General features: G+C 40.1%; 17 protein-coding genes and 1 pseudogene. 8 read left to right on the top strand and 10 right to left on the bottom strand.

Going from position 1 to position 23,433, the window contains the following annotated elements:
• Positions 1 to 403: 403 nt before the first annotated feature.
• From lpxK to seqA, 10 genes and pseudogenes are all read right to left on the bottom strand, one after another.
• Complete coding sequence (gene lpxK / locus PROVALCAL_RS03885; protein WP_006657813.1) at positions 404 to 1,378, bottom strand: tetraacyldisaccharide 4'-kinase; 975 nt, start codon at positions 1,376 to 1,378, stop codon at positions 404 to 406.
• Entirely contained in the window at positions 1,371 to 3,119 is a 1,749-nt protein-coding gene (gene msbA, locus PROVALCAL_RS03880; protein ID WP_006657812.1) for a lipid A ABC transporter ATP-binding protein/permease MsbA, read from the bottom strand. The genes lpxK and msbA overlap by 8 nt, the downstream gene beginning before the upstream one ends.
• Before the next feature lie 47 nt (positions 3,120 to 3,166).
• A complete protein-coding gene (locus tag PROVALCAL_RS03875) occupies positions 3,167 to 5,473 on the bottom strand; it encodes a DNA internalization-related competence protein ComEC/Rec2 (RefSeq protein ID WP_006657811.1) in 2,307 nt (768 codons plus the stop codon).
• 276 nt (positions 5,474 to 5,749) lie between these two features.
• The gene (ihfB, locus tag PROVALCAL_RS03870; protein WP_006657810.1) at positions 5,750 to 6,037 is read right to left on the bottom strand and encodes an integration host factor subunit beta; all 288 of its coding nucleotides are present in this window, start codon (positions 6,035 to 6,037) and stop codon (positions 5,750 to 5,752) included.
• Between the two features lie 54 nt (positions 6,038 to 6,091).
• Positions 6,092 to 7,765, bottom strand: a complete 1,674-nt coding sequence (rpsA, locus tag PROVALCAL_RS03865) for a 30S ribosomal protein S1 (protein WP_006662163.1) — start codon at positions 7,763 to 7,765, stop codon at positions 6,092 to 6,094.
• Positions 7,766 to 7,938: 173 nt separating this feature from the next.
• The gene (cmk, locus tag PROVALCAL_RS03860; protein WP_006657808.1) at positions 7,939 to 8,622 is read right to left on the bottom strand and encodes a (d)CMP kinase; all 684 of its coding nucleotides are present in this window, start codon (positions 8,620 to 8,622) and stop codon (positions 7,939 to 7,941) included.
• Between the two features lie 190 nt (positions 8,623 to 8,812).
• Positions 8,813 to 10,090, bottom strand: coding sequence for a 3-phosphoshikimate 1-carboxyvinyltransferase (aroA, locus tag PROVALCAL_RS03855; RefSeq protein WP_006657807.1), 1,278 nt, complete (start codon positions 10,088 to 10,090; stop codon positions 8,813 to 8,815).
• Between the two features lie 105 nt (positions 10,091 to 10,195).
• Complete coding sequence (gene serC, locus PROVALCAL_RS03850; protein ID WP_006657806.1) at positions 10,196 to 11,284, bottom strand: 3-phosphoserine/phosphohydroxythreonine transaminase; 1,089 nt, start codon at positions 11,282 to 11,284, stop codon at positions 10,196 to 10,198.
• 293 nt (positions 11,285 to 11,577) lie between these two features.
• Positions 11,578 to 13,212: a phosphoglucomutase (alpha-D-glucose-1,6-bisphosphate-dependent) gene (gene pgm, locus PROVALCAL_RS03845; protein ID WP_006657804.1), complete on the bottom strand. Its 1,635-nt coding sequence runs from the start codon at positions 13,210 to 13,212 to the stop codon at positions 11,578 to 11,580.
• Positions 13,213 to 13,268: 56 nt separating this feature from the next.
• Positions 13,269 to 13,821, bottom strand: a pseudogene (seqA, locus tag PROVALCAL_RS03840) (replication initiation negative regulator SeqA).
• 223 nt (positions 13,822 to 14,044) lie between these two features.
• Here seqA and ybfF point away from each other — a divergent pair.
• From ybfF to PROVALCAL_RS03800, 8 genes are all read left to right on the top strand, one after another.
• Positions 14,045 to 14,821 (top strand): esterase, encoded by a 777-nt coding sequence (gene ybfF, locus PROVALCAL_RS03835; protein WP_006657801.1) that lies wholly within the window; start codon positions 14,045 to 14,047, stop codon positions 14,819 to 14,821.
• A gap of 210 nt (positions 14,822 to 15,031) precedes the next feature.
• Complete coding sequence (locus PROVALCAL_RS03830; protein ID WP_006657800.1) at positions 15,032 to 17,119, top strand: type I secretion system permease/ATPase; 2,088 nt, start codon at positions 15,032 to 15,034, stop codon at positions 17,117 to 17,119.
• Between the two features lie 17 nt (positions 17,120 to 17,136).
• A complete protein-coding gene (locus PROVALCAL_RS19845) occupies positions 17,137 to 18,465 on the top strand; it encodes an HlyD family type I secretion periplasmic adaptor subunit (protein WP_039861572.1) in 1,329 nt (442 codons plus the stop codon).
• A gap of 3 nt (positions 18,466 to 18,468) precedes the next feature.
• On the top strand, positions 18,469 to 20,559 hold the full coding sequence (locus tag PROVALCAL_RS19840; RefSeq protein ID WP_006657798.1) for a type I secretion system permease/ATPase: 2,091 nt from the start codon (positions 18,469 to 18,471) through the stop codon (positions 20,557 to 20,559).
• A 173-nt stretch (positions 20,560 to 20,732) separates the two neighbouring features.
• Positions 20,733 to 21,026: a LexA regulated protein gene (gene ybfE / locus PROVALCAL_RS03815; RefSeq protein ID WP_006657797.1), complete on the top strand. Its 294-nt coding sequence runs from the start codon at positions 20,733 to 20,735 to the stop codon at positions 21,024 to 21,026.
• 153 nt (positions 21,027 to 21,179) lie between these two features.
• Positions 21,180 to 21,707, top strand: coding sequence for a flavodoxin FldA (gene fldA, locus PROVALCAL_RS03810; RefSeq protein WP_006657796.1), 528 nt, complete (start codon positions 21,180 to 21,182; stop codon positions 21,705 to 21,707).
• A gap of 232 nt (positions 21,708 to 21,939) precedes the next feature.
• Positions 21,940 to 22,386, top strand: a complete 447-nt coding sequence (gene fur, locus PROVALCAL_RS03805) for a ferric iron uptake transcriptional regulator (protein ID WP_006657795.1) — start codon at positions 21,940 to 21,942, stop codon at positions 22,384 to 22,386.
• A 434-nt stretch (positions 22,387 to 22,820) separates the two neighbouring features.
• Positions 22,821 to 23,342: a bactofilin family protein gene (locus PROVALCAL_RS03800; protein WP_117584501.1), complete on the top strand. Its 522-nt coding sequence runs from the start codon at positions 22,821 to 22,823 to the stop codon at positions 23,340 to 23,342.
• The last annotated feature ends 91 nt before the right edge of the window (positions 23,343 to 23,433 follow it).

Below are 23,433 nucleotides of genomic sequence, written 5' to 3'. Positions count from 1 at the left end.
ACTCTCTACTCGTTATTCCATTTATCTTGCTGAATGATTCAAAGCGATCGGTTCATTCCGATCTATTCATGCCGATCTATTAACATAATTAAGAGTAATTAACTTAACCAATTTATGCATCAAATGTTTATGCATATCTTATAACGACCCAAGTGTAGGTATCAGGCACCATACATTTACCGTGAACTTAACAGTCTATTTTGACATTATGATGACAACACGAAATAGCGGTGTAAGCAGTGTATTACGGGGATAAGTGACTAACTCAAGAACGGGTCGTAAAATTAAAGCTAGCAAATAATCCACTTATTAATGTATTGCAACTTGGTACATAATAAGTAGATCTGCATCACATTGCGGGTATTATTATCTGAAATTAATCCTAAAAGCAAGTGGTTTTATTTCAGATAAGTGATTTTATTTCACTTAAGATTCGTTTTTCGCCTGTTTTATCAATATTCGCTTCTACTGGAAGATACCACCAATTGGATTGTGCAAAGGTTTGGCATTTTACAGCGTCCTTTTCTGTCATCAGTAAATTTTGGTTTTCATCCACTAAATCTGCCAATTGTTGTTGACTATAAGCTTGATGATCAGAAAAAGCTTGAGTATTCGCTAATATTAACCCTTTACTTTCTAGAGAGGAGAAAAATCGAGGTGGATGACCTATTCCTGCCATTGCGACCACATTTTTAAGTTCTGTCACTTGGCGCTTTTCTCCCGTGACCAAATTAACGGCAATATCACCTTCAAGAGACATAAGCGTTTCATTTAAATCAGGGTGTCCACCATTAACGATCAAGGCATTAGCTGTCTTTAATCGTCCAGCACGCTCACGCATAGGTCCTGCGGGCAGCCACCAACCATTACCAAAACGACGTTGCCCATCGATGACGACAATTTCATAGTCGCGCTGTAGTGCATAATGCTGTAAACCATCGTCAGTAATAATGATATCTAACTGAAAATTATCGAGTAATGCTTTAATTGCATCACTGCGTTTCGGTGCCACTGCCACAGGAACATGAGTGCGGTGATAAATAAGAACAGGCTCATCCCCAGCAACGGCGGTCGTCGTGTTTTGATTAAGAACTAAGGGATAATAATCAGACTTTCCGCCATATCCACGCGAAACAACCCCAACACGCACGCCTTGTTTGCTCAGTGACTCAACCAACCAAATTACAACAGGGGTTTTTCCATTTCCCCCTGCGGTTAAATTCCCCACAACCACAACAGGTACAGGGGATTTCCATGAACGAAATAGTCCGGTTTTATAACCAAGATGGCGAACTAACGTTATCAATCCATACAGAAAAGATAATGGAAGTAGTAAAATATAAAGCCATGATTTACCGGACCAAATGCGTTCAATCATTCTTAAATTGGATCCTATGCAATTGCGCGTATGCGCCATTTTTCGCTAATAACGTTGCATGGTCACCACGCTCAATGATATGCCCATCTTGTACAACCAAGATTTGATCCGCATTTTCAATCGTAGATAAGCGGTGAGCAATAACCAATGATGTTCTATTTTTTTGTAATTCATCCAATGCAGCTTGAATTGCTCGCTCAGATTCAGTGTCCAAAGCGGATGTTGCTTCATCAAGAATCAAGATTGGTGCATCACGCAATAACGCACGAGCAATCGCAATACGCTGGCGTTGACCACCGGAAAGCATCACTCCATTCTCGCCAATCATGGTATCTAGGCCATTATCCAGCTTTTTGATAAAGTCCATGGCATATGCCATTTCAGCTGCTTTTTCAATTTCTGCTCGGCTGTATCGTCCATCGGTGGCATAGGCAATATTATTTGCCACAGTATCATTGAATAAATAAACGTGCTGAGATACTAAAGCGACCTGGCTACGCAAAGACTGCAAAGTGTAATCTCGAATATCATGACCATCGATACGAATACTGCCCTTATCAATGTCATAAAAGCGAGTAATTAAGTTAGCAATAGTCGATTTACCCGATCCTGAACGCCCTACCAAAGCCACTGATTTACCCGCAGGTAATGTGAAAGAAACATCCTCTAAAGCAGGATGCTCTTTGGTTTGATATGTAAAAGTAACAGAATCGAATTCAATATCGCCCTTCACATCGCTCAGAACTTTTGTTCCTTCATCTTTTTCTTTTTCAGTATCTAAAATCGCAAATAACGTTTGGCATGCAGCCATTCCACGTTGGAATTGTGCATTCACGTTAGTCAGTGATTTTAGTGGGCGCATTAACGCAAACATAGATGAGAAAACCACACCGATTGTACCTGGTGATAATTGATCTTTAATCTCAGGAAAGCTCGCCGCATATAAAACAAAAGCCAATGCAAAAGAAGCAATCATCTGAACAATAGGGTCAGAGATAGCTGAGGCGCTAACCATCTTCATGTTTTGGCGGCGCATATTATTGCTAACCTTATTAAAACGTTCTGTTTCAACTTTTTGACCACCAAAAATGAGTACTTCTTTGTGCCCTTTTAACATCTGCTCAGCACTAGTAGTCACATGCCCCATACCGGTTTGCATGTTTTTACTGATTTTGCGAAAACGTTTAGAAACAACACGAATGGTTATAGAGACAATTGGCGCAATAGCAATCAAAATCAGCGATAACTGCCAGCTGTTATAAAACATGATCCCAAATAACGCGATAATATAAGTGCCTTCGCGAATAATGGTAATGAGCGCACCAGATGCAGAGGAGGCAACTTGCTCTGAATCATATGTAATACGCGATAACAGAGTTCCCGTTGATTGCTGGTCAAAATAGCTTACTGGCATTCCCATCATGTGACCAAATAATTTTTGGCGCATGCTCATGACGACTTTTCCTGAAACCCAAGAAACGCAGTAGGTGGAGACATAACTTGAAGACCCACGCACGACCATCAATCCTAGAATCGCGAGAGGTAGCCACTTTAACGTGTCATTATCCGCTTTACCAAAACCATCATCCAATAATGGCTTAAGTAAAGAAATCATAAACGCATCACCTGCCGCGTTAATGATAAGCGCAATTGCGGCAACAACTAACCCAATTTTAAAAGGCGCAATGGTTGGCCATAGGCGCTTAAATGTTTGTTTTGTCGATAGGTCTTGATCATTCATTCTTTTATTACCAGACTTAATGTAAGCGCACTATTCTACTAGGGAAATTAGCGATCACCAAACCACAGATGATACCAACGGGGATTAATTTCCTTTCTGTAACGTGATATTTTCATTTTTTCTTTTTTAAAACATATTGTTATCTGACCTTCCTCAGCTGTATTTAGCCATTGAATATTATGTTTAGCATAGCGCAAATACACTTTGTCTGATGGAATTTTCCACGGGCTATAGCGTGCTGAAGAGACTAATGCGAGAGTTGGCTGTACTTTTCGAATAAATAAAGGCGTTGAAGATGTGCTACTTCCGTGATGAGGAACAAATAAAATATCCGCTTTGAGAGAATACTTATCTTGCATCACTAAGCTTTTCTCACCTTCTTTCTCTAAATCTCCGGTCAGTAATAATTTCCGATAGCCATCACTGACTTGTATTACGCAAGAGTCATTATTATGTGATGTCTCCGAGAGTTTCTTTGGCCACAAAATATCAAATCGGAGCTTACCCCACTGCCAATTTTGCCCTTGGTAGCATGGAAGGTGACGCGGCTGCCCGAAACTGCTACGTAAACTTACCCATGGATATTGCTTAATTAAATCGGATACACCACCAGTGTGATCAAGATGATTGTGGCTTAATATTGCATGAATAGGAATGACTTGGTGATGTTTCAAAAATGGAATGATCTGCTGTTTCGCATTACTTCCCTTATTCCAACGATTACCAGTATCATATAAAACCCCTTGTTGATTTTGCACCATAATAGCAGCGAGTCCATGCCCAATATCCAACAGAATGAGACACCAATCATGCTCTTGATGCTGATTTTTACTTTGTGTGAAAAAGAGCATCACTATGAAGCAAATTAATAGCCCAAGGTAATTTCGATACCAACCGAATAAAAGAATGAAAGCAAAAGACCCGCAAAAAAGTACGATATAAATTGAAATTGCATTAATTTCCACCCAAAAGCTATTTAAGTAAACAAGGGGCTCTAATCCAATTTCAATAACTTTATCGATAAATCTAAATGCAATATTATGCCAAGCATTGATAGGAAACAGTAATATACCAAAGACAATTGGAACAACACCCCATGTGATTAACGGAACAAACCATAAGTTAGCAAATAGGCTCATCACGTTAATCCCTTTAAATAACAATACTTGGATCGGAATTAATAAAATCAATAGCCCAATTTGCAAATGAATGAGCGGAACCACTCTCCTGAATAGTGGGTGACGATTAAATACTAATGGTATAGGAAAAATACGGAACCAATATAGAATAGCTAATACAGCAAAACTGGATAACCAAAAGCTATCAGAAAGAATAGCAAGCGGGTCAAACCATAGAATACTTGCAATACTCCAAATGGCCCATTGCCATGAAAAGCAATAAAATGACTGCTTACGAACATAGAGCCATAACAATAATGCAAATATTGCTCGAGTTGCCGGAATCGCAAAATTAGAAAGCCAAGCATATAGCAAGGCAAAGAGCATCCCTGATAATAATGGTAAATTTTCACCTATCCATCTTATAGGTAAAAAAAATTGTAATAATCGAGCACATAGATAGCCAATTAAATAAGCCATACCAATATGTAACCCTGAAATCGCAATTAGATGGGTTAGCCCCGTAGATTGAAGTAATTGAATGTGCTCAATAGAAATTAATCCTCTTTCCCCAAACATTAATGCGTAAATAATCCCTTGATTTTTTTGAGCTAAAATTTTTTCTTTGAATTGGTCAATAATGTTTTGCCGTAAAGAACACTGCACACTCACTTGTTCCACATGCTTAGTTTTTAATGTTCCAATCATTCTTTGCGCTATAAAATATCGCTGCCTGTCAAACCCTCCCTCATTCAATGAGGCATGAACAGGGTTTAATTTTCCTGTTACTCGCCATTGTTGCCCTACACACCTATTTTCATGTCCATTCTGTTTGAAATTCCATGATGCATATAAGGATGGAAAAATCCGTCTTCCGTCAACTCTATCTATTTTTACGCGTTTTATTGGGTCATCCTGAGTAAGTGGGATACTGACTATTGTGATATCCCACTGTCGATAGTCACTACTTAAAAAATCGATTTTTTGTGTTATCTCAAGTCCGTGCCAACAAGCCCAAAGAAAGCTCATTCCTATCAAAAACAAAAATCGAGAAAATTTATTTTTCCAAATAAAAACAATAGTAATCAATAAAATAGAACCGATTACTAAATAGTAATTTGAGTCAGGTAATTTAGATAGAAAAAGTAACGGTAGCGTACCGATAATCAACGCAGTCGCCGCTTCGGTATAAGAGAGTGTACTTGGGAGGTTACGACTGAATAGTCCTATCTGCATTTAATCTACCAAACTGTTATTTTCATGTAGGTAAGTTAAAGACATAAATAAGAGTAAAAAAGCCCAGACGATAGAAAGCTTCAAGCACGCATCCAGAATTAAATGTAATACGGTATATAGAAAAAGATTAATTGCGGAGCGCTTTGCAAAAAGTATTAGCGAAATGATTTATTAAAATCGAAATCAGTGGGGAAATATGAAAAGTACGGGCATAAAAAAACAGCGCTATATAAATATAGGCGCTGTTTTATAGTAATAATTAAGATTTATAGTCGATTATTGACCATAAATATTTACACGGTCACGCAACTCTTTACCCGGTTTGAAGTGGGGAACGTATTTACCTTCCAGTTCCACTTTGTCACCAGTTTTTGGATTACGGCCAACACGTGGAGCACGGTAGTGAAGAGAAAAACTGCCGAATCCACGGACTTCAATACGCTCGCCTTCAGCTAACGTATCAGCCATATGCTCAAGTATTTCCTTTACAGCTTCCTCAACGGTTTTCGCTGAAAGATGAGACTGCTGGCTAGCCAGTCTTTCAATTAATTCAGACTTGGTCATAGTACCTCCCTAAACTACCGATACAAAGGGGTAACCGAAGTTACCCCCACTTAATTATTCGCCTTTAGCTGCTTTGAAAGCTTCAGCCATTGCATTGTTGCCGAATGCAGTATCTTCTTGCTTGTTCACAGCTGCGACAGCATCTTTCTCATCAGCTTCGTCTTTAGCACGAACAGACAGGTTGATTACACGGTTTTTACGGTCAACACCAGTGTATTTAGCTTCAACATCATCACCAACGTTCAGAACCAGAGTTGCATCTTCAACACGGTCACGTGAAGCTTCTGATGCACGCAGGTAACCTTCAACGCCCAGAGTCAGCTCTACAGTTGCACCTTTAGCATCAACTGCGATTACTTTACCAGTAACGATTGCGCCTTTCTTGGTTGCTGCCAGGTAGTTGTTGAATGGATCTTCAGCTAACTGTTTAACGCCCAGAGAGATACGCTCACGCTCTGCGTCGACTTGCAGAACAACAGCTGCGATTTCGTCGCCTTTTTTGTAGTCACGAACTGCTTCTTCGCCTGCAACGTTCCAGGAGATGTCAGACAGGTGAACCAGGCCATCGATGCCGCCGTCCAGACCGATGAAGATACCGAAGTCAGTGATTGACTTGATTTTACCTTCAACACGGTCACCTTTGTTGTGAGTCTCTGCAAATTGCTGCCATGGGTTAGATTTGCATTGTTTCAGGCCTAAAGAGATACGACGACGTTCTTCATCGATATCCAGAACCATAACTTCAACAACATCACCAACGTTAACAACTTTAGATGGGTGGATGTTTTTGTTAGTCCAATCCATTTCTGAAACGTGAACCAGACCTTCAACGCCTTCTTCGATTTCTACGAAGCAACCATAGTCAGTCAGGTTAGTAACGCGACCAGTCAGTTTAGTACCTTCTGGGTAACGTTTAGCGATTGCGACCCAAGGATCTTCGCCCAGTTGTTTCAGACCCAGAGAAACACGAGTGCGCTCACGGTCAAATTTCAGAACTTTAACATTGATTTCATCACCAACGTTGACGATTTCGCTTGGGTGTTTAACACGTTTCCAAGCCATGTCAGTGATGTGCAGCAGGCCGTCAACACCGCCCAGATCAACGAATGCACCGTAGTCAGTAAGGTTCTTAACGATACCTTTAACTTCCATGCCTTCTTGCAGGTTTTCCAGCAGTTGATCGCGCTCAGCGCTGCTTTCAGATTCAATTACAGCACGACGAGAAACAACAACGTTGTTGCGTTTCTGATCCAGCTTGATTACTTTGAACTCAAGCTCTTTGCCTTCCAAGTGAGTAGTATCACGAACTGGACGTACATCTACCAGTGAACCTGGTAAGAACGCACGAATACCGTTCAGTTCTACAGTGAAACCACCTTTAACTTTACCGTTGATAACACCAGTTACAGTTTCAGCTTCTTCGTAAGCTTTTTCCAGCATCAGCCATGCTTCATGACGTTTCGCTTTCTCACGAGACAGGATAGTTTCACCGAAACCATCTTCTACTGCATCCAGAGCTACATCGATTTCGTCGCCAACTTGGATTTCCAGCTCACCCTGAGCATTTTTGAACTGTTCTACTGGGATAGCAGATTCTGATTTAAGACCTGCGTCTACCAGTACTACGTCTTTATCGATAGCAACTACTGTACCGCGTACAATAGAACCTGGACGAGTTTCAATATTCTGCAGGGATTCTTCAAAGAGTTGAGCAAAAGATTCAGTCATATTAATGATCTTCAAGTGTCTTATATTAACGTCCACATAGCATCCCGCCAAATGGGGTTGTTTCACATACTCCACAACATTCCTTGTCGCAAAGTTTTAACCATGCTAGAAAATGACCAGCATGGAGGTAATTGAGTATATTATCTAATTATAAGCTAAAATAAAGCCTATTATCACGATAATTGTAGAATTTTTTTCGCGTAGGTTCGTGCTTTTTCAATAACTTCCTCAATAGACATACTTGTGGAATCCAGCACTAATGCATCTTTCGCGGCAATGAGCGGCGCTACCGGACGGTTACGATCTCGATAATCGCGCTCTTGAATTTCGGTTAAAAGTCGCTCGAAATTAACATCAAACCCCTTCTCCTGCAACTGCTTCATCCGGCGGTGAGCTCGTTCTTCTGCTGAAGCATCCAGAAAAATTTTCACTGGCGCATCAGGAAAAACAACGGTTCCCATATCTCTGCCATCCGCAATTAAGCCAGGCATCATTCTAAAGGCTCGCTGACGTCTTAATAGAGCCTCACGAACACGCGGAAAAGTCGCTGCTTGTGATGCTGTGTTCCCAACGGTTTCTTGTCTAATTTCATTAGACACATCTTCACCTTCGAGAATGACTTTCAATCGATTTTCTTCAGGTACAAAACGGACATCTAAATTTGCAGCTAAAGGTACTAACGCATCTTCGGATTGAATATCAACATGGTGATGCAGAGCCGCTAATGCTAACACGCGGTAAATTGCACCAGAGTCTAAGAGTTGCCATCCAAATTCATTTGCTAATGCTTGGCAAAGGGTTCCTTTACCCGCTCCGCTTGGTCCATCAACGGTGATTACAGGGGCAATAGCCACCATAAAAAATCTCCTTTTCTGCAAATAGCCTAAGCTACCCGCAATTAAAATCTGTGGGGATATTATACCTACTCAACGATTTTGTGAAATATACAGGTGGACTTGTCAGGAATAAAAATAGGTAAAGATAAGAAAAAAGCAAAATAAAAATTGGTTGATAACTCATTGATGCTTATCAACCAATCTCATTACGCTAGTGGCTTAATCGCGCAAGTTGCTGGAAATAATCTGGGAATGTTTTTGCGGTACATCCCGGATCTAAAATCGTCACAGGGGTATTTGAAAGTGCAACCAGTGAGAAGCACATTGCAATACGATGATCGTTGTAGGTTTCAATTTCAGCGTGTTTCAGCTGCTTCGGTGGCGTCACACGAATAAAATCGTGTCCTTCCTCCACTTCCGCCCCCACTTTACGTAGCTCAGTTGCCATTGCATATAAGCGATCAGTTTCCTTTACTCGCCAATTATAGATATTACGAATCACCGTCTCACCTTTTGCAAATAAAGCGACCGTTCCGATAGTCATCGCTGCATCGGGAATAGCGTTCATATCCATATCAATACCGTTCAGAGTTCCACGTTCACATTCAACGTAATCATCCCCCCAGCGGATAATTGCTCCCATTTTTTCCAAAACGTTAGCAAACTTTGTATCGCCCTGTAGGCTGTTACGACCAATGCCAGTAACTCGAACTACACCGCCTTTGATAGCTGCCGCTGCAAGGAAATAGGAAGCAGAAGATGCATCACCTTCAACAAGGTACTCCCCTGGAGATAAATATTGTTGCTGACCTTTAATCACAAATTTTTGGTATTGGTGATTTTCCACATCCACACCGAATGTTTTCATTAATGCCAGTGTGATGTCGATATACGGTTTCGATACTAAATCACCCGCAATAGAGATCACCGTATCTTGAGCCGCTAAAGGTGCAGCCATCAGTAATGCCGTTAAAAATTGACTAGAAACTGAACCATCTACCGAAATATGTCCACCAACAAAGCCCCCTTTTAAGCGCATTGGCGGATAATTCTCTTGTTCAAGATAATCGATTTCAGCACCGCCTTCTCTTAAGGCATCCACTAAGTGACCAATTGGTCGCTCTTTCATACGCGGCTCACCAGTCAAAATAATATTATTTGGACATAATGAAAGTGCCGCCGTTAAAGGACGCATGGCCGTTCCTGCATTGCCTAAAAAGATTTCTAACTCACCCTTATGCGATAAACAGCCATCAATACCTTCAACTTCGCAGCGTGTTTTATCCGCTGATAATTGATATTTAACGCCAAGTAAGCTTAATGCATTCAGCATATGGCGAATATCATCACTGTCTAATAAGTTAGTCAGTACCGTAGTGCCTTTCGCCATAGCGGCTAAAAGAAGCGCGCGGTTGGAGACACTTTTTGACCCCGGCAGATTAATGGTGCCACTAATTGAAGAGATAGGTTGTAATGTCAGGGATTGCATAAAAAGTGATTTCTCCGATGTCGTTTGCTACTTTTTTATCATTATTTAAATTAATAAGCCGGAATGTTCTTCCTAAACAAACCGGCTCAAATAGAACTGAATAAATTATGCGTGGTGACGTTCAAAGTCCGCCATAAAATCAACGAGTGCTTGAACACCGGCTAGAGGCATCGCATTGTAAATTGAAGCCCGCATTCCGCCTGAAACCTTATGACCTTTCAGTGATAACAATCCTTGATCTTTCGCACCTTCAATAAAAGTTGCATCTAATGCAGGGTTTTGCATTTGAAATGGTACGTTCATCCAAGAGCGATTTTCAACTGCTACACGGTTAATATAAAATTCACTATCATCGATTGCGTTATACAACAACTGTGATTTTTCATAGTTGCGTTTTGCCATCTCTTGCAATCCACCTTGCTCTTTTAGCCATTTGAAAACCATACCAGCTAAATACCATGCAAAGGTTGGAGGTGTATTAAACATAGACTCATGTTTTGCCAATACGGTGTAATCGAATACGGATGGCGTTTGAGGCGAGGCTTTGCCTAATAAATCTTCGCGAATGATAACTAAGGTTAAACCGGCGGGTCCAATATTCTTCTGAGCACCAGCATAAATAACGCCATATCGACTGACATCAATTGGCTTGGATAAAATGGCAGAAGAGTAGTCTGCAACAATAATTTTATCCGCAGGGAAATCCGGCTCTTCATGGATAGCCAAACCACCAATAGTTTCATTTGGGCAATAGTGAACATACGCAGCATCTTTGCTTAACGGCCATTCACTCATTGGTTTAATACTCACAACCCCATTGTTTTCTTGAACAACGTCAATCACATTCGGTGTGCAATATTTTGTTGCTTCTTTAGCCGCGGATTCGGACCAATAGCCACTAACAATATAGTCAGCCGTCGTTTTATCGCCTAATAAGTTCATTGGTAGTGTCGCAAAATGGGCACGGGCACCGCCATGACAGAATAAAACTTTATAATTGTCAGGGATATTTAATAAGTCGCGTAAATCTTGTTCAGCTTCTTTTGCCACTTCAATAAAATCTTTTCCGCGATGGCTAACTTCCATCACAGAAACCCCTAGACCTTTCCAGTTACAAAACTCTTGCTCCGCGCGGCGCATGACTTCAACAGGTAACATTGCTGGACCTGCGCTGAAATTATAAACCTGACTCATTGACCTTACCTACCTTCAATATTGTTAGTTAACATCACCCAGATTCTTAAAGTTGTATCATTCCATGCCACTAGCTGCAACGGTTATTACGTCTCAATGGCAAAAACAAAAAGTGAGATTTAGTGAGTCAGAAAAGAAAACAATTTTGTTAATAGCGTCACAGAATCAGCTACCACAATTTTATGAAGTGATGCGCGCTAAAAAAGGGATAAAATCCTGAATATGCTATTTTTCACTATCGAGTGATTTAGTCATGATAAGCGGGCGAAAAGCGCCCGCTTGTAAGGTAGGAGTTAGCTAATCACTTTACTCACGATTTCGATCGCTTCTTTCTCGATTAAATGAAGGTGCTCTTCACCACGGAAACTTTCACAATAAATTTTGTAGGCTTCTTCAGTGCCAGATGGACGTGCTGCAAACCAGCCGTAATCGGTCATAATTTTTAGTCCACCGATTGAAGCACCATTTCCGGGCGCCGCAGTCAAACGCTGCGTAATCTGATCCCCCGCTAACGTATCTGCTGACACCATTTCTGGGGACAATTTACTCAGCTTAGCTTTCTGCTCGTGGGTTGCTTTTGCTTGAATGCGGCTGTAGATTGGCGCACCAAATTTTTCAGCGAGTTTATTGTAACGCTGCTGGGGATTTTCTCCGGTTACTGCTGTGATTTCTGCGGCAAGTAAGCATAAGATAATCCCGTCTTTATCTGTCGACCACGGAGTACCGTCAAACTTCAAGAATGAAGCGCCTGCACTTTCTTCACCACCAAACCCAAGGCTGCCATTAAATAACCCATCGACAAACCATTTAAAACCAACGGGCACTTCAATCAATTCGCGCCCCATATCATTGACAACACGATCAATCATGGCACTGGAGACTAAGGTTTTGCCAACAGCAACATCTTTTCCCCATTGAGGGCGATTTTGAAATAGGTAATCAATCGCAACTGCAAGATAATGGTTAGGATTCATTAACCCGCTCGGGGTAACAATACCATGACGGTCATAATCAGGATCGTTCGCAAAGGCTAAATCAAATTTTTCTTTCATGCCAAGCAAACCCGCCATCGCCCAACGGGATGAACAGTCCATGCGGATCACTCCATCGTGATCTAACGGCATAAAACGGAAGGTTTGATCAAGCTGGTCATTCACTATTTCAATATCCAGTTGATAATACTCCGCAATTTTTTTCCAGTATTCAATACCCGAGCCACCTAGCGGATCGACGCCAATTTTTAATCCTGACTTTTGGATAGCTTTCATATCAATAACATCGCCTAATGCGTGAACATACGGCATCACTAAATCTTGCTCAGACACAAAACCGCTTTCCATTGCATCAGCAAAATCTAACCGCTTCACGTCATCAAGATCGGTCGCCAGCAACTGATTCGCGCGTTTTTCAATAACGGAAGTTAAATCTGTATCCGCAGGACCACCGTTGGCAGGATTATATTTAATTCCGCCATCTTCCGGTGGGTTATGGGAAGGAGTGATAACAATGCCATCAGCGACATCTTTATGTGTTTGGTTATAGCTTAAAATAGCGTGGGAGATAGCTGGCGTTGGAGTAAAACCATTATTTTCTTGAACAATAACATGAACTTGGTTCGCTGCTAACACTTCAATCACAGTAATAAATGCAGCTTCTGACAGCGCATGGGTATCTTTCCCCACGTAACAAGGTCCTGTTACACCTTGCTGCTTGCGCAAATCGGCAATGCCTTGAGCAATCGCCAGAATGTGATTTTCATTAAAGTTATTACGTAGCGAACTACCGCGATGACCGGATGTCCCAAATTTGACTGCCTGAGAAGACACCTCAGGATCCGGTTGCTGGGTATAATATTGAGCCGTTAACTGAGCAACGTTAATCAAATCACTTTGAAATGGAAGCTGCCCTGCTCGTTCATGAATTGCCACTTGTTATCTCCCAAAGCACTGATGCTTAGCGTGAAACACCAGTGACTTCACAATGTTTAGATAGTATTACCAACTTTTTCGATGACATTCGCAGGGAAGTTCATCTCTTGCATAATCGCATCAATCATACTGCGCTTGCGATTGGTGTTGGTATTGGTGATCACCCAATACGGTGTGCCCGGTATATGACGAGGTTTTGACTGCTTGCCCGCAGCCAATAAAGTTTGCTCATCACCAGCAAAGTAAACACGGGTACGACCATGCATTGACTCTGTTGCGCGCTCAAAGCTCTTCGCATCTAAGCTATACAACGTTGAAAGAATTAGCATAAAGCGATCGATCGCTTTGTTTTTTTCCGTCATAGGCATCAGAGAGTAATAATTCTCTGATCACTCTAACTGGATTCTGTGCAACCACCTTAGTATTCATCACCGGCGCATCTTGCGGCGCTAATGGTGTTAAATTCACTTCTTTTGCTGCGGGTACTGGCTGCTGCGCAGATTTGAAATTTAGCATACGGCGTAAAATATCCGATGCACTTTCACCGATATGCTGTGTGTGACTTGCAATATAGCGGTAAAGCTCTTCATCAACTTCTATCGTTTTCATTTTTTCCCAGTACTTTCTTAATCTAAAATTCGCGCCAGATTATAAGCCAGATTTAAAAAAAACAAAACAATTAAAATTTCAATAACTTAAAACAAACAATGAGTTAAGTTTTACGATATTTCAGTAAGTTATCTTGTTTACTATTGCACAAATTTGGTTTTTCCTCATCACCATGCCATGATAAGCCCCTCATCCGGCAAACAACATTAATCCTAGTTCAAATATGACCGAATTACTTAATTATACAATCCATAAACCTGAAAACCCGATCACCACCACCCCCGTTGTTTTGATCCATGGGCTCTTTGGTGATCTGAATAATTTAGGGGTTTTAGGTCGCGACTTACAAAACTATTTCGATACCATTCAAATTGATGTACGCAATCATGGTGATTCTTTTCGTTCCAATGAAATGGAATACCGAGATATGGCTGAAGATGTGATCACTCTGGTTAAATCCCTTGGTTATCACAGTACCATTTTGATAGGTCACTCCATGGGCGGTAAGATTGCCATGGCGGCCAGCGAGATAGCACCTGATTTTATTGAAAAAATCGTGGCAATTGACATTGCCCCAGTCGCTTATCAAGTCCGCCGTCATGATGAAATCATTGCCGCGTTAGAAGCGACAACGCAAGCGCAAGTCAAAACACGCCAGGATGCCAGTAACATTATGCGCCAATTTATCCCTGAAGACGGCGTGATTCAATTTTTACTGAAATCCTTTAAGCAAGGCGAATGGAAATTCAACCTTCCCGCCCTCAAAGCCAACTATGAAAAAATTATTGGTTGGAAAACAGTGCCTGCGTGGAATAAACCGGTATTGCTCATTCCCGGTGGAAAGTCTCCTTATGTACAAGCTGAATATCGTGAAGACATTGCTGGGCAGTTTCCTCAAGCAAAGGCATGGGTAGTCGCAGATGCGGGTCATTGGGTACATGCTGAAAAACCAGAACATGTACTACGCGCTATTCACCGCTTTTTAGGTATTCCTGATTAACCCCTAATCCTTTGCAGTACTGCCCCCGATATTTAATTTTTAAATATCGGGGGCAAAGGTATATCCTCAATATATTCATATTCAAATAATAAGACGAACTTCAATACACTTGTAATTATGATGACGGTATTATCCATCTCGATTAAATAACTAAATTCTCGAAATTGATACATAAGCATTATTAAAATTACAGGATGATAAAAATACACAATGGAAAGTGTTAAAACACAATCAACGTTATATTTTATTAGCATAATTGCAAAGCTTTCTGGTGAAATCGACCATGACGAATTCAAGCAAGCCACAAAAGATATTCATCATATTGAAAATTACATTAAAGTAATAAAAGATAAATATCAGATTAAATGTAAAAATAAATATCAGCGTGATAAAAAAATAAAGAAACTCCCTTCACCCGCTATTTTATATGATAATAATGGGCATGCATTCCTTCTGGCTAATCATAATCAAGAACAGGTGCTGATTCAGCGTATTGGTCAATCCTCGCCTGAAATATGGAGCCATGAAGAACTCCAAAATAACTGGAGTGGAGATTGGCTTCACGTCAAAGTCAAACAAGGAAAATTCGATATTTCATGGTTCCAAACAGAATTCATGAAGTACCGTAGTATTATTGCATGGGTACTGGTTTTTTCCTTTATTCTACAAATTTTGGCTTTAGCTTCGCCTATTGTCATGCAAGTAATTATGGATAAAGTCCTTATTCATAATAGTTTATCCACCTTGGATGTTTTAATTTTCGGTTTAATTGTTGCTGCTATCATCGAAGTTATATTAAAAGGTCTAAGAGAGTATATTTATAACCATACCGTCAATCGTATTGATATGACGCTAGGATTAAAACTCGTTAATCATTTATTGCATCTGCCTATTTCGTTTTTTAAAAATAGACAAATCGGTGCGATTGTCACTCGAGTAAAAGAATTAGAAACCATTCGAGAATTTTTAACGAGTAGCTTTTTCACACTGTGCGTTGATGTACTATTTTTATTTGTCTTCGTCTATGTGATGAACCTGCTATCCACCACACTTACCTTACTTTTCTTATGTTCAATCCCCTGCTATTTGCTGGTCGCATGGTGGCTGACACCAAAGATTGAAGCGGCAGCTCAGCAGCAGTTTGCAAATATTGCTATCAATACCTCATTTTTAACGGAAAGTGTGAATGGGATAGAGACAGCCAAAAGCTTATCCATTGAACCGAGCTTTACCCGTCGTTGGGATACACAAACTGCCGATATGAGCCAAACCAACTTTGTCTCTGGGCAAATCAGTTCTCGCTCAGAGCACATCGTCATGGTGATTGAAAAAGTCACCAGTGCCCTTGTTCTATGGGTGGGTGCGTCCGAAGTTCTCGCGTTGCAATTGACTATTGGGCAATTTATTGCTTTTCACATGATGGTCAACCACGCAAACCAACCGCTGGTGAAACTGGTGAAATTATGGGGAGACTATATTCGAACCAAAGTCGCAATAGAAAAACTGTCGCAAATAATCAACCTTCCGATAGAGCAAAGTAAAAAAGGCAATGACGTTCAACTCATTGGCAATATTCAACTACACAACATTAGCTTCCGTTATCAGCCTAATATGCCTTCTATCCTCGATAACTTTAATCTTTCGATTAAAGCAGGCGAAACCATCGGTATCGTGGGTACCTCAGGTTCAGGGAAAAGCACATTAGCTCGGTTAATATTGCGTTTATATACTCCAGAACAAGGGGCAATTTACCTTGATGGCACACCAATTTCAGCTATCGAGCTTTCATCGTTAAGGAAACAAATTGGTATTGTTTTACAAGAAAATTTTCTATTCAACCAATCTGTCTTCAATAATATTGCACAAACGAACCCCAATGCATCAATGGATCAAGTGGTGAATGCCGCAAAAATGGCGGGAGCGCATGATTTTATTCTCAAATTACCCATGGGATATGACACCGTTTTAGCTGAAGGTGGATCATCACTTTCAGGGGGACAACGCCAACGTATCGCCATCGCAAGAACCCTTTTAGCTGACCCTAAAATCATCATTTTCGATGAGGCCACCAGCGCATTAGATGACGAATCCCAAGCTATTATTCAAGAAAATATGCAAGAAATAGCCAAAGGGCGCACTGTTATTACGATTGCCCATCGCCTTTCCACAATCCGTAATCACCAACGCATTATCGTGATGCAACAGGGACAAATTGTTGAGCAAGGCAGCCACCAACAATTAATCGAAAATAATAAATTTTATAGACATTTATGGACGCTTCAGCAGTCTCTTAAATAATGACATGGATGTTAATCATGAAACGAAAATCAAACACTACCCGCTATAACAGCTTTTTACCTGCTCATTTATCTATTTTAAAAACACCGCCCTCTTATTTGGCTTTTACAATGGCCATCAGCATTAGCGTCGGTATTTTTATTGCAATTGCATGGTCATATTTTGGCAAATTGGACGTTCAAGCCACTACTCAGGGAAAACTGATTGTCTCGGGAAGAACACAAACTATCCAAGCTTTTGAATTAAGCCGCTTACAACAAATCCACGTTGAAGATGGACAGCAAGTTAAACAAGGCGATCCATTACTCAGCGTCAAAGTCCTGGGTGTTGACCAAGATATTGTTAGCCTTCACTACCAGAAAAACTTTCATGCTAGTGAGGAAATGATCCACCATGCCTTACTCAATCAACAGCAAATCGAGACATCACCACGATACCCTCAGCTTTCATTAACGGAACAAGTCCAAGCAAAACTTAGCTACCAAACCATTAAAAAAGAGTATGAAACATTACTGAACGAGATAGCTAACGAAGTTCAACTTAATCGCGTGAATTACCAAGCAAGAGAACGTGAATTAAAAGATATCAATATATTGATGCATAACATTAAAAAACGACTTGATGCACACACAGCTCTGAATCAAAAACAATTGATCAGCCAAAAAGAGTTTCTAGAGCAAGAACGTGAGTTATTACTCGCTAGAAAAGAGAAAACCGCCAAACAATCTGAACTCTCCATATTGAATAGCCAACACCATGCTTTACGCGAAAAGCAAGATAGGATTAATGCGCAAAAACACCAAGAATGGTATGAGAAATATCAGCAAGCTAAATTCAAATTTGTATCCCTTGAGCAAGAGCTCATTAAAAACCAAGAAAGAAACCAACTAGAAATTATTCGTGCCCCCGTTGACGGAACAGTACAACAAATTGCTATTTATACTCTCGGTGCGGTTTTACAACCAGCACAGCAATTAATGGTTATCGTTCCTAATAATCATGTACAACTCGCGGAAGTCAAAATTCTGAATAAAGATATTGGCTTTATTCAAGAAGGCTTAAAAGCTGATGTAAAAATTGATGCATTCCCTTATACACGCTACGGCACCATTGAAGGTGAACTGCTATCTATTTCCCGTGATAGTACTCAAGATGAAAACTTAGGCTTAGTGTATTTGGCTCAAATTGGTTTAAGCAGTAAACAACTATTAGTTGAAGGAGAACACATTGAATTAACGCCGGGTTTATCTATTGTTGCCGAAATAAAAACCGATAAACGTCGACTCATTGATTACCTGCTTAGCCCAATTAATGAATATACCTCCACTGCGATGAGAGAGAAGTAATCCATGGAACAGCGCAATAATAATGGCTTGGAAACCTTAGTCTGGATAGCGAATCACTTTCAAAAAAATATCACTCAAGGGCAATTAATGCATGCTATTGGTATGCAGGGTGATTCACCAACAGATTTAGAACTCAGAGAATGTGCACAAATTATTGGTTATGAAACACAGCATGTGTCCTTGACTCAACAACAAATGCAAAATATTCCATTACCAGCCTTAATATTAATCAACCAACGTTGGCATATTATTACTCAAAACTCACCACTCACCGTCATCACGCCACAAGGTGATAGCGTAGAACCGTGGGATAATTCTGTTGATGTTCATTACTCCGTGATTCTAATTAAAGAACAATTGGAGACAGAAAAAAAAAGGGCATTTGGTATTAACTGGTTTATTCCCTCTATTATTCGCCAGCGTTTTAAACTCAAAAATGTCTTTATCCTAGCGGCAATTGTGCAACTATTTGCATTAATCAGCCCGCTACTATTTCAAAATCTGATTGATAAAGTGCTGGTTGGACGAAGCCTACCTAATTTGCACATTCTTGCGCTTGGCATACTCGCCATTGCAATTGCAGAGCCTATTTATAGCTTTATTCGTAATAAAATCTTCAGCCATACCAGCACACAAATTAGTGCAGAGTTATCCGGTAAACTCTATCGCCATTTAATGGCGTTACCGCTTAATTATTTTAAGTTAAGGCCAACAGGAAAAATTATTGCTCGTGTCCGTGAATTAGCGCATATCCGTCAATTTTTGACTGGTTCAACACTTATGCTGTTCATTGACTTTATTTTTGTGATCCTGTTTGTCGCCGTCTTATTTTCGTATAGTGACATCATGACTTGGACTCTCGTTGGTTCTATGGGCGTCTTTTTTATTTTATGGATGATTTTAGGTCCCATTATTCGTCAACAGACAGAAAAATCTTACCAAGCTGATGAAAATGGCCTTACGTTTTTAACTGAATCCATTACGGGGATTGAAACCCTAAAAACTACCGCAACAGAGAAATATTTTTTTAGACGCTGGCAGAAATTACTCAGTCAACAATTGATTCAAGGCTTTAAAGTATCCATGCGCAGCGTGGTTGCAACGCAATTGATGACATTAGTGAGTAAAATTACTACTGCAATTTTACTGTGGATTGGCGTGAACGAGGTGTTAGCAGGTAACATTACTCCAGGGGAGCTCGTCGCCTTTAATATGCTTAGCGCCCATGTAACTCAACCCATTTTGCGCTTTGCTCAAATTTGGCAAGATTTTCAACATACGATCATTTCCCTTCGTCGCGTCGGTGACATTCTTGATAAACCTATTGAAAATGAGCGCCAAGGCATTGCTAGCTCCGCCGCTATTCAAGGCGAGATTCAGTTTCAAAACATCCGGTTTCGTTACCAACCAGAAACCCCTGAAGTCCTTAATAATCTCTGTTTATCCATCAAGGCGGGAGAATTTATTGGTATCACGGGTCCTTCTGGCTCGGGGAAAAGCACGCTAACAAAACTATTACAGCGATTATATGTTCCTCAACATGGGCAAGTTATTGTGGATGGAATGGATTTAGCCGTTGCCGATACAGTGGCATTGCGTCGTCGAATGAGTGTCGTGCTACAAGAAAGCACATTGTTTGTCGGAACAATTGCAGAAAATATTCGTTTAAGTTACCCACAAGCAAATGAGCAACAATTAATTCATGCAGCAAAACTTGCAGGTGCGTATGAATTTATTATGTCATTGCCTAATAATTTTAATTATCATTTATCTGAAAAAGGGTTAAATCTTTCAGGTGGGCAGCGTCAGCGCATTGCGTTAGCTCGAGCATTAATTACTGAGCCCGATATTTTAATTCTTGATGAGGCTACATCCGCATTAGATTACGAATCGGAATCTGCCATCATGCAAAACATGCCATTAATTTCACAAGGTAGAACGGTAATTAGCATCGCCCACCGTCTCAATACCATCATGAACGCCGATAAAATTTACGTGATTTGCAATGGGGAAGTGACTGAAACGGAAACCCATGAAAACCTTCTTAAATTGAATGGCATTTATGCAAATTTATGGCAGCAGCAGACTCGTTGACCTGAACAAAAAAGCATCTCCCCCTCGTTGGGGGATGCTTTTTTCTTAAAAGTGCTTTTTTTTTAATCTATTAGATGAATTAGCTGGGTATGCACCTATGGTACTAGGGATTCAGCTAGGGTATCATTGCGCGCTGAAATACTGGCACACCCCTTCCGTTAGCAATAGTAGATATGGCAAAAGAACAAACTGATCGCACGACACTGGATTTGTTCGCAGAAGAACGCAGGCCTGGGCGACCAAAAACTAGCCCGTTGTCGCGGGATGAACAATTAAGAATTAACAAACGAAATCAGCTCAAACGGGATAAAGTCAAAGGACTGCGTCGAGTTGAGCTGAAATTAAATGAAGACGCTGTCGCAGTCTTAAACCAATTAGCTGAAGAGAAAAATATAAGCCGAAGTGAGCTAATTGAAGAAATTTTGATGGCTCAACTTGAGCAGGTTAGTGAGATAATTGACCACTAGCTGTGTCTGAATGAATCACACAAATTTGACAGACTAACACCGTTTTTTTCGCCAAAATAAGGCGCAAATTTTACCTATTTTCGTTCTATTTTTAATTCTAGTAGAATCAATAAGTTAAACTCTCTGCTAGAAAAACAAGAGGTTAATCAATTTATGGCAGTTATAGGCATTTTCTTCGGAAGTGACACAGGTAACACAGAAAATATTGCCAAAATGATCCAAGAAAGATTAGGCAAAGATGTTGCAGAAGTTCACGATATTGCTAAGTGCAGCAAAGAAGATATCGAAGCATTTGATATCCTACTTCTCGGCATCCCGACGTGGTATTACGGTGAAGCTCAATGTGATTGGGATGATTTTTTCCCAACATTAGAAGAAATTGATTTTGACGGTAAACTTGTCGCGCTGTTTGGTTGTGGAGACCAAGAAGACTACGCAGAATATTTCTGTGATGCGATGGGTACCATCCGTGACATCATTGAGCCCCGCGGCGCAGTCATTGTGGGACACTGGCCAACAGAAGGCTACCACTTTGAAGCCTCTAAAGGCATGGCTGATGATACTCACTTTATCGGTCTTGCTATCGATGAAGATCGTCAACCAGAGCTTACCGAAGAGCGTGTTAATGCTTGGGTTAAACAGATCTCTGAAGAGATGTCGCTGGCTGAAATCCTTGGCTAATAATGACATTGATTGTCAATTAAAAGCGAGCACTGTTAGATATGATGGCTCATTCGTCCACCACATCAAGGGACTCGCTTTTAAGCTCGAATCAAAATAATGAGACAATGCATGGTTTCTATTTTTATTTTCCATGCCTATAATTGTAAATCAGTTTAGAAGACAACTGGATTTTTGTTAAAAACGTCTCATTATTGTTAAATTTATGATTTAAAATACAGGACAAGCCCGCATGACAGACAATAATAAAGCATTGAAAAATGCAGGACTCAAAGTCACTCTTCCAAGATTGAAGATTTTGGAAGTACTTCAGGAGCCTGAGTGCCATCACGTCAGTGCGGAAGATCTCTACAAGAAGCTGATTGATATTGGTGAAGAAATCGGGTTAGCAACTGTCTATCGCGTATTAAACCAATTTGATGATGCTGGTATTGTGACACGTCACAATTTCGAAGGTGGAAAATCCGTATTTGAATTAACTCAGCAACATCACCATGACCACCTAATTTGTTTAGATTGTGGCAAGGTTATCGAATTTACAGACGAATCAATCGAAAAACGCCAGCATGATATCGCTGCACGTCACGGTATTAAACTGTCTAACCACAGTTTATATCTGTATGGTCACTGCGCTGAAGGTAATTGTCGCGAAAATACTGAAGCACACGAAGCAAAATAATCACATTATCAATCGCTTCTTTCTTTTAAAGGAAGCGATTTAATTAAGACGTGATTTAATGCTGAGAATACCCACTTAATGTTCATTGTGGGTATTTTTATTTAACCCATCTTAACATCTCCCTATTTCCATTCTATATCTGAAAAATAACGACTATTTTTTAAAAACTCATGCCTTTATTTCTTCAGATAAAACTAAAATCATCCTCTATTCTTTAATTTGTTATGTGTTATTTTAATTTATACTGATGCTTAAATTTATGTGTAAGAGATTAAAAGATGAAAAAAGCCTATCTGTTTTTGAACATAAGTTTTTTCTTCTGGTTTCTTACTTTGATAGCGTGGTTTTTTAGATATACCGTTGTGGCATCTCTTGCCTTTATATCTTCAATCATTTGTTTGGTTCTATACTTCAATTTCAAAAAGGTTAGTCACATGTTCAATAAAAAACAAAACAAACCAGAGCCCACTCCCACTATCAATAAAGAAGAAATCATTCAACAGATCGCTGAGGAAAAAATGCAAGTATCATCACCGACGGTCAGTGAAGAAAAAACCAATACTATCATTGCCAAAGATGTCGTATTTGAAGGCAATGTGACCTCCAATGAGCAAGTGCATATTTATGGTACTGTGATTGGTAATATTACTGGCAAAAATAACACCGTAAAAATTATGCAAAATGGGCATGTTACCGGCAATATTACGAGTAATGAATTGTGGGTAAACGGTAAAGTTGAAGGGGAATGTATTTCGGAAACCATCAGCATTGATACCAATGGCGAAATTTATGGGACTATCCGCTATTCGAATTTATCCATCAAAAAAGGCGGAATATTTTCTGGGCTTGCTGAAGTTAAATCTGCCACACAATCGACAGGAAACGTAACTGCATTTAAAGAAAAAAATAAGCAAGAAAAATCCGATCCTCAAACGCCCGAAGTCGGTGCTTTATAATTAATTTTGTTAAATATATGATACATAAATACTCGATAATAAACTTTATTACCTATCTTATAGGAATTTATTATCGAGTTATTTTGATTAT

This window comes from Providencia alcalifaciens DSM 30120 (assembly GCF_000173415.1).
Taxonomy (GTDB): Bacteria; Pseudomonadota; Gammaproteobacteria; order Enterobacterales; family Enterobacteriaceae; genus Providencia; species Providencia alcalifaciens.
Note: the sequence above shows the minus strand (reverse complement) of the source record. Positions and strands in the feature narration are given on the sequence as shown.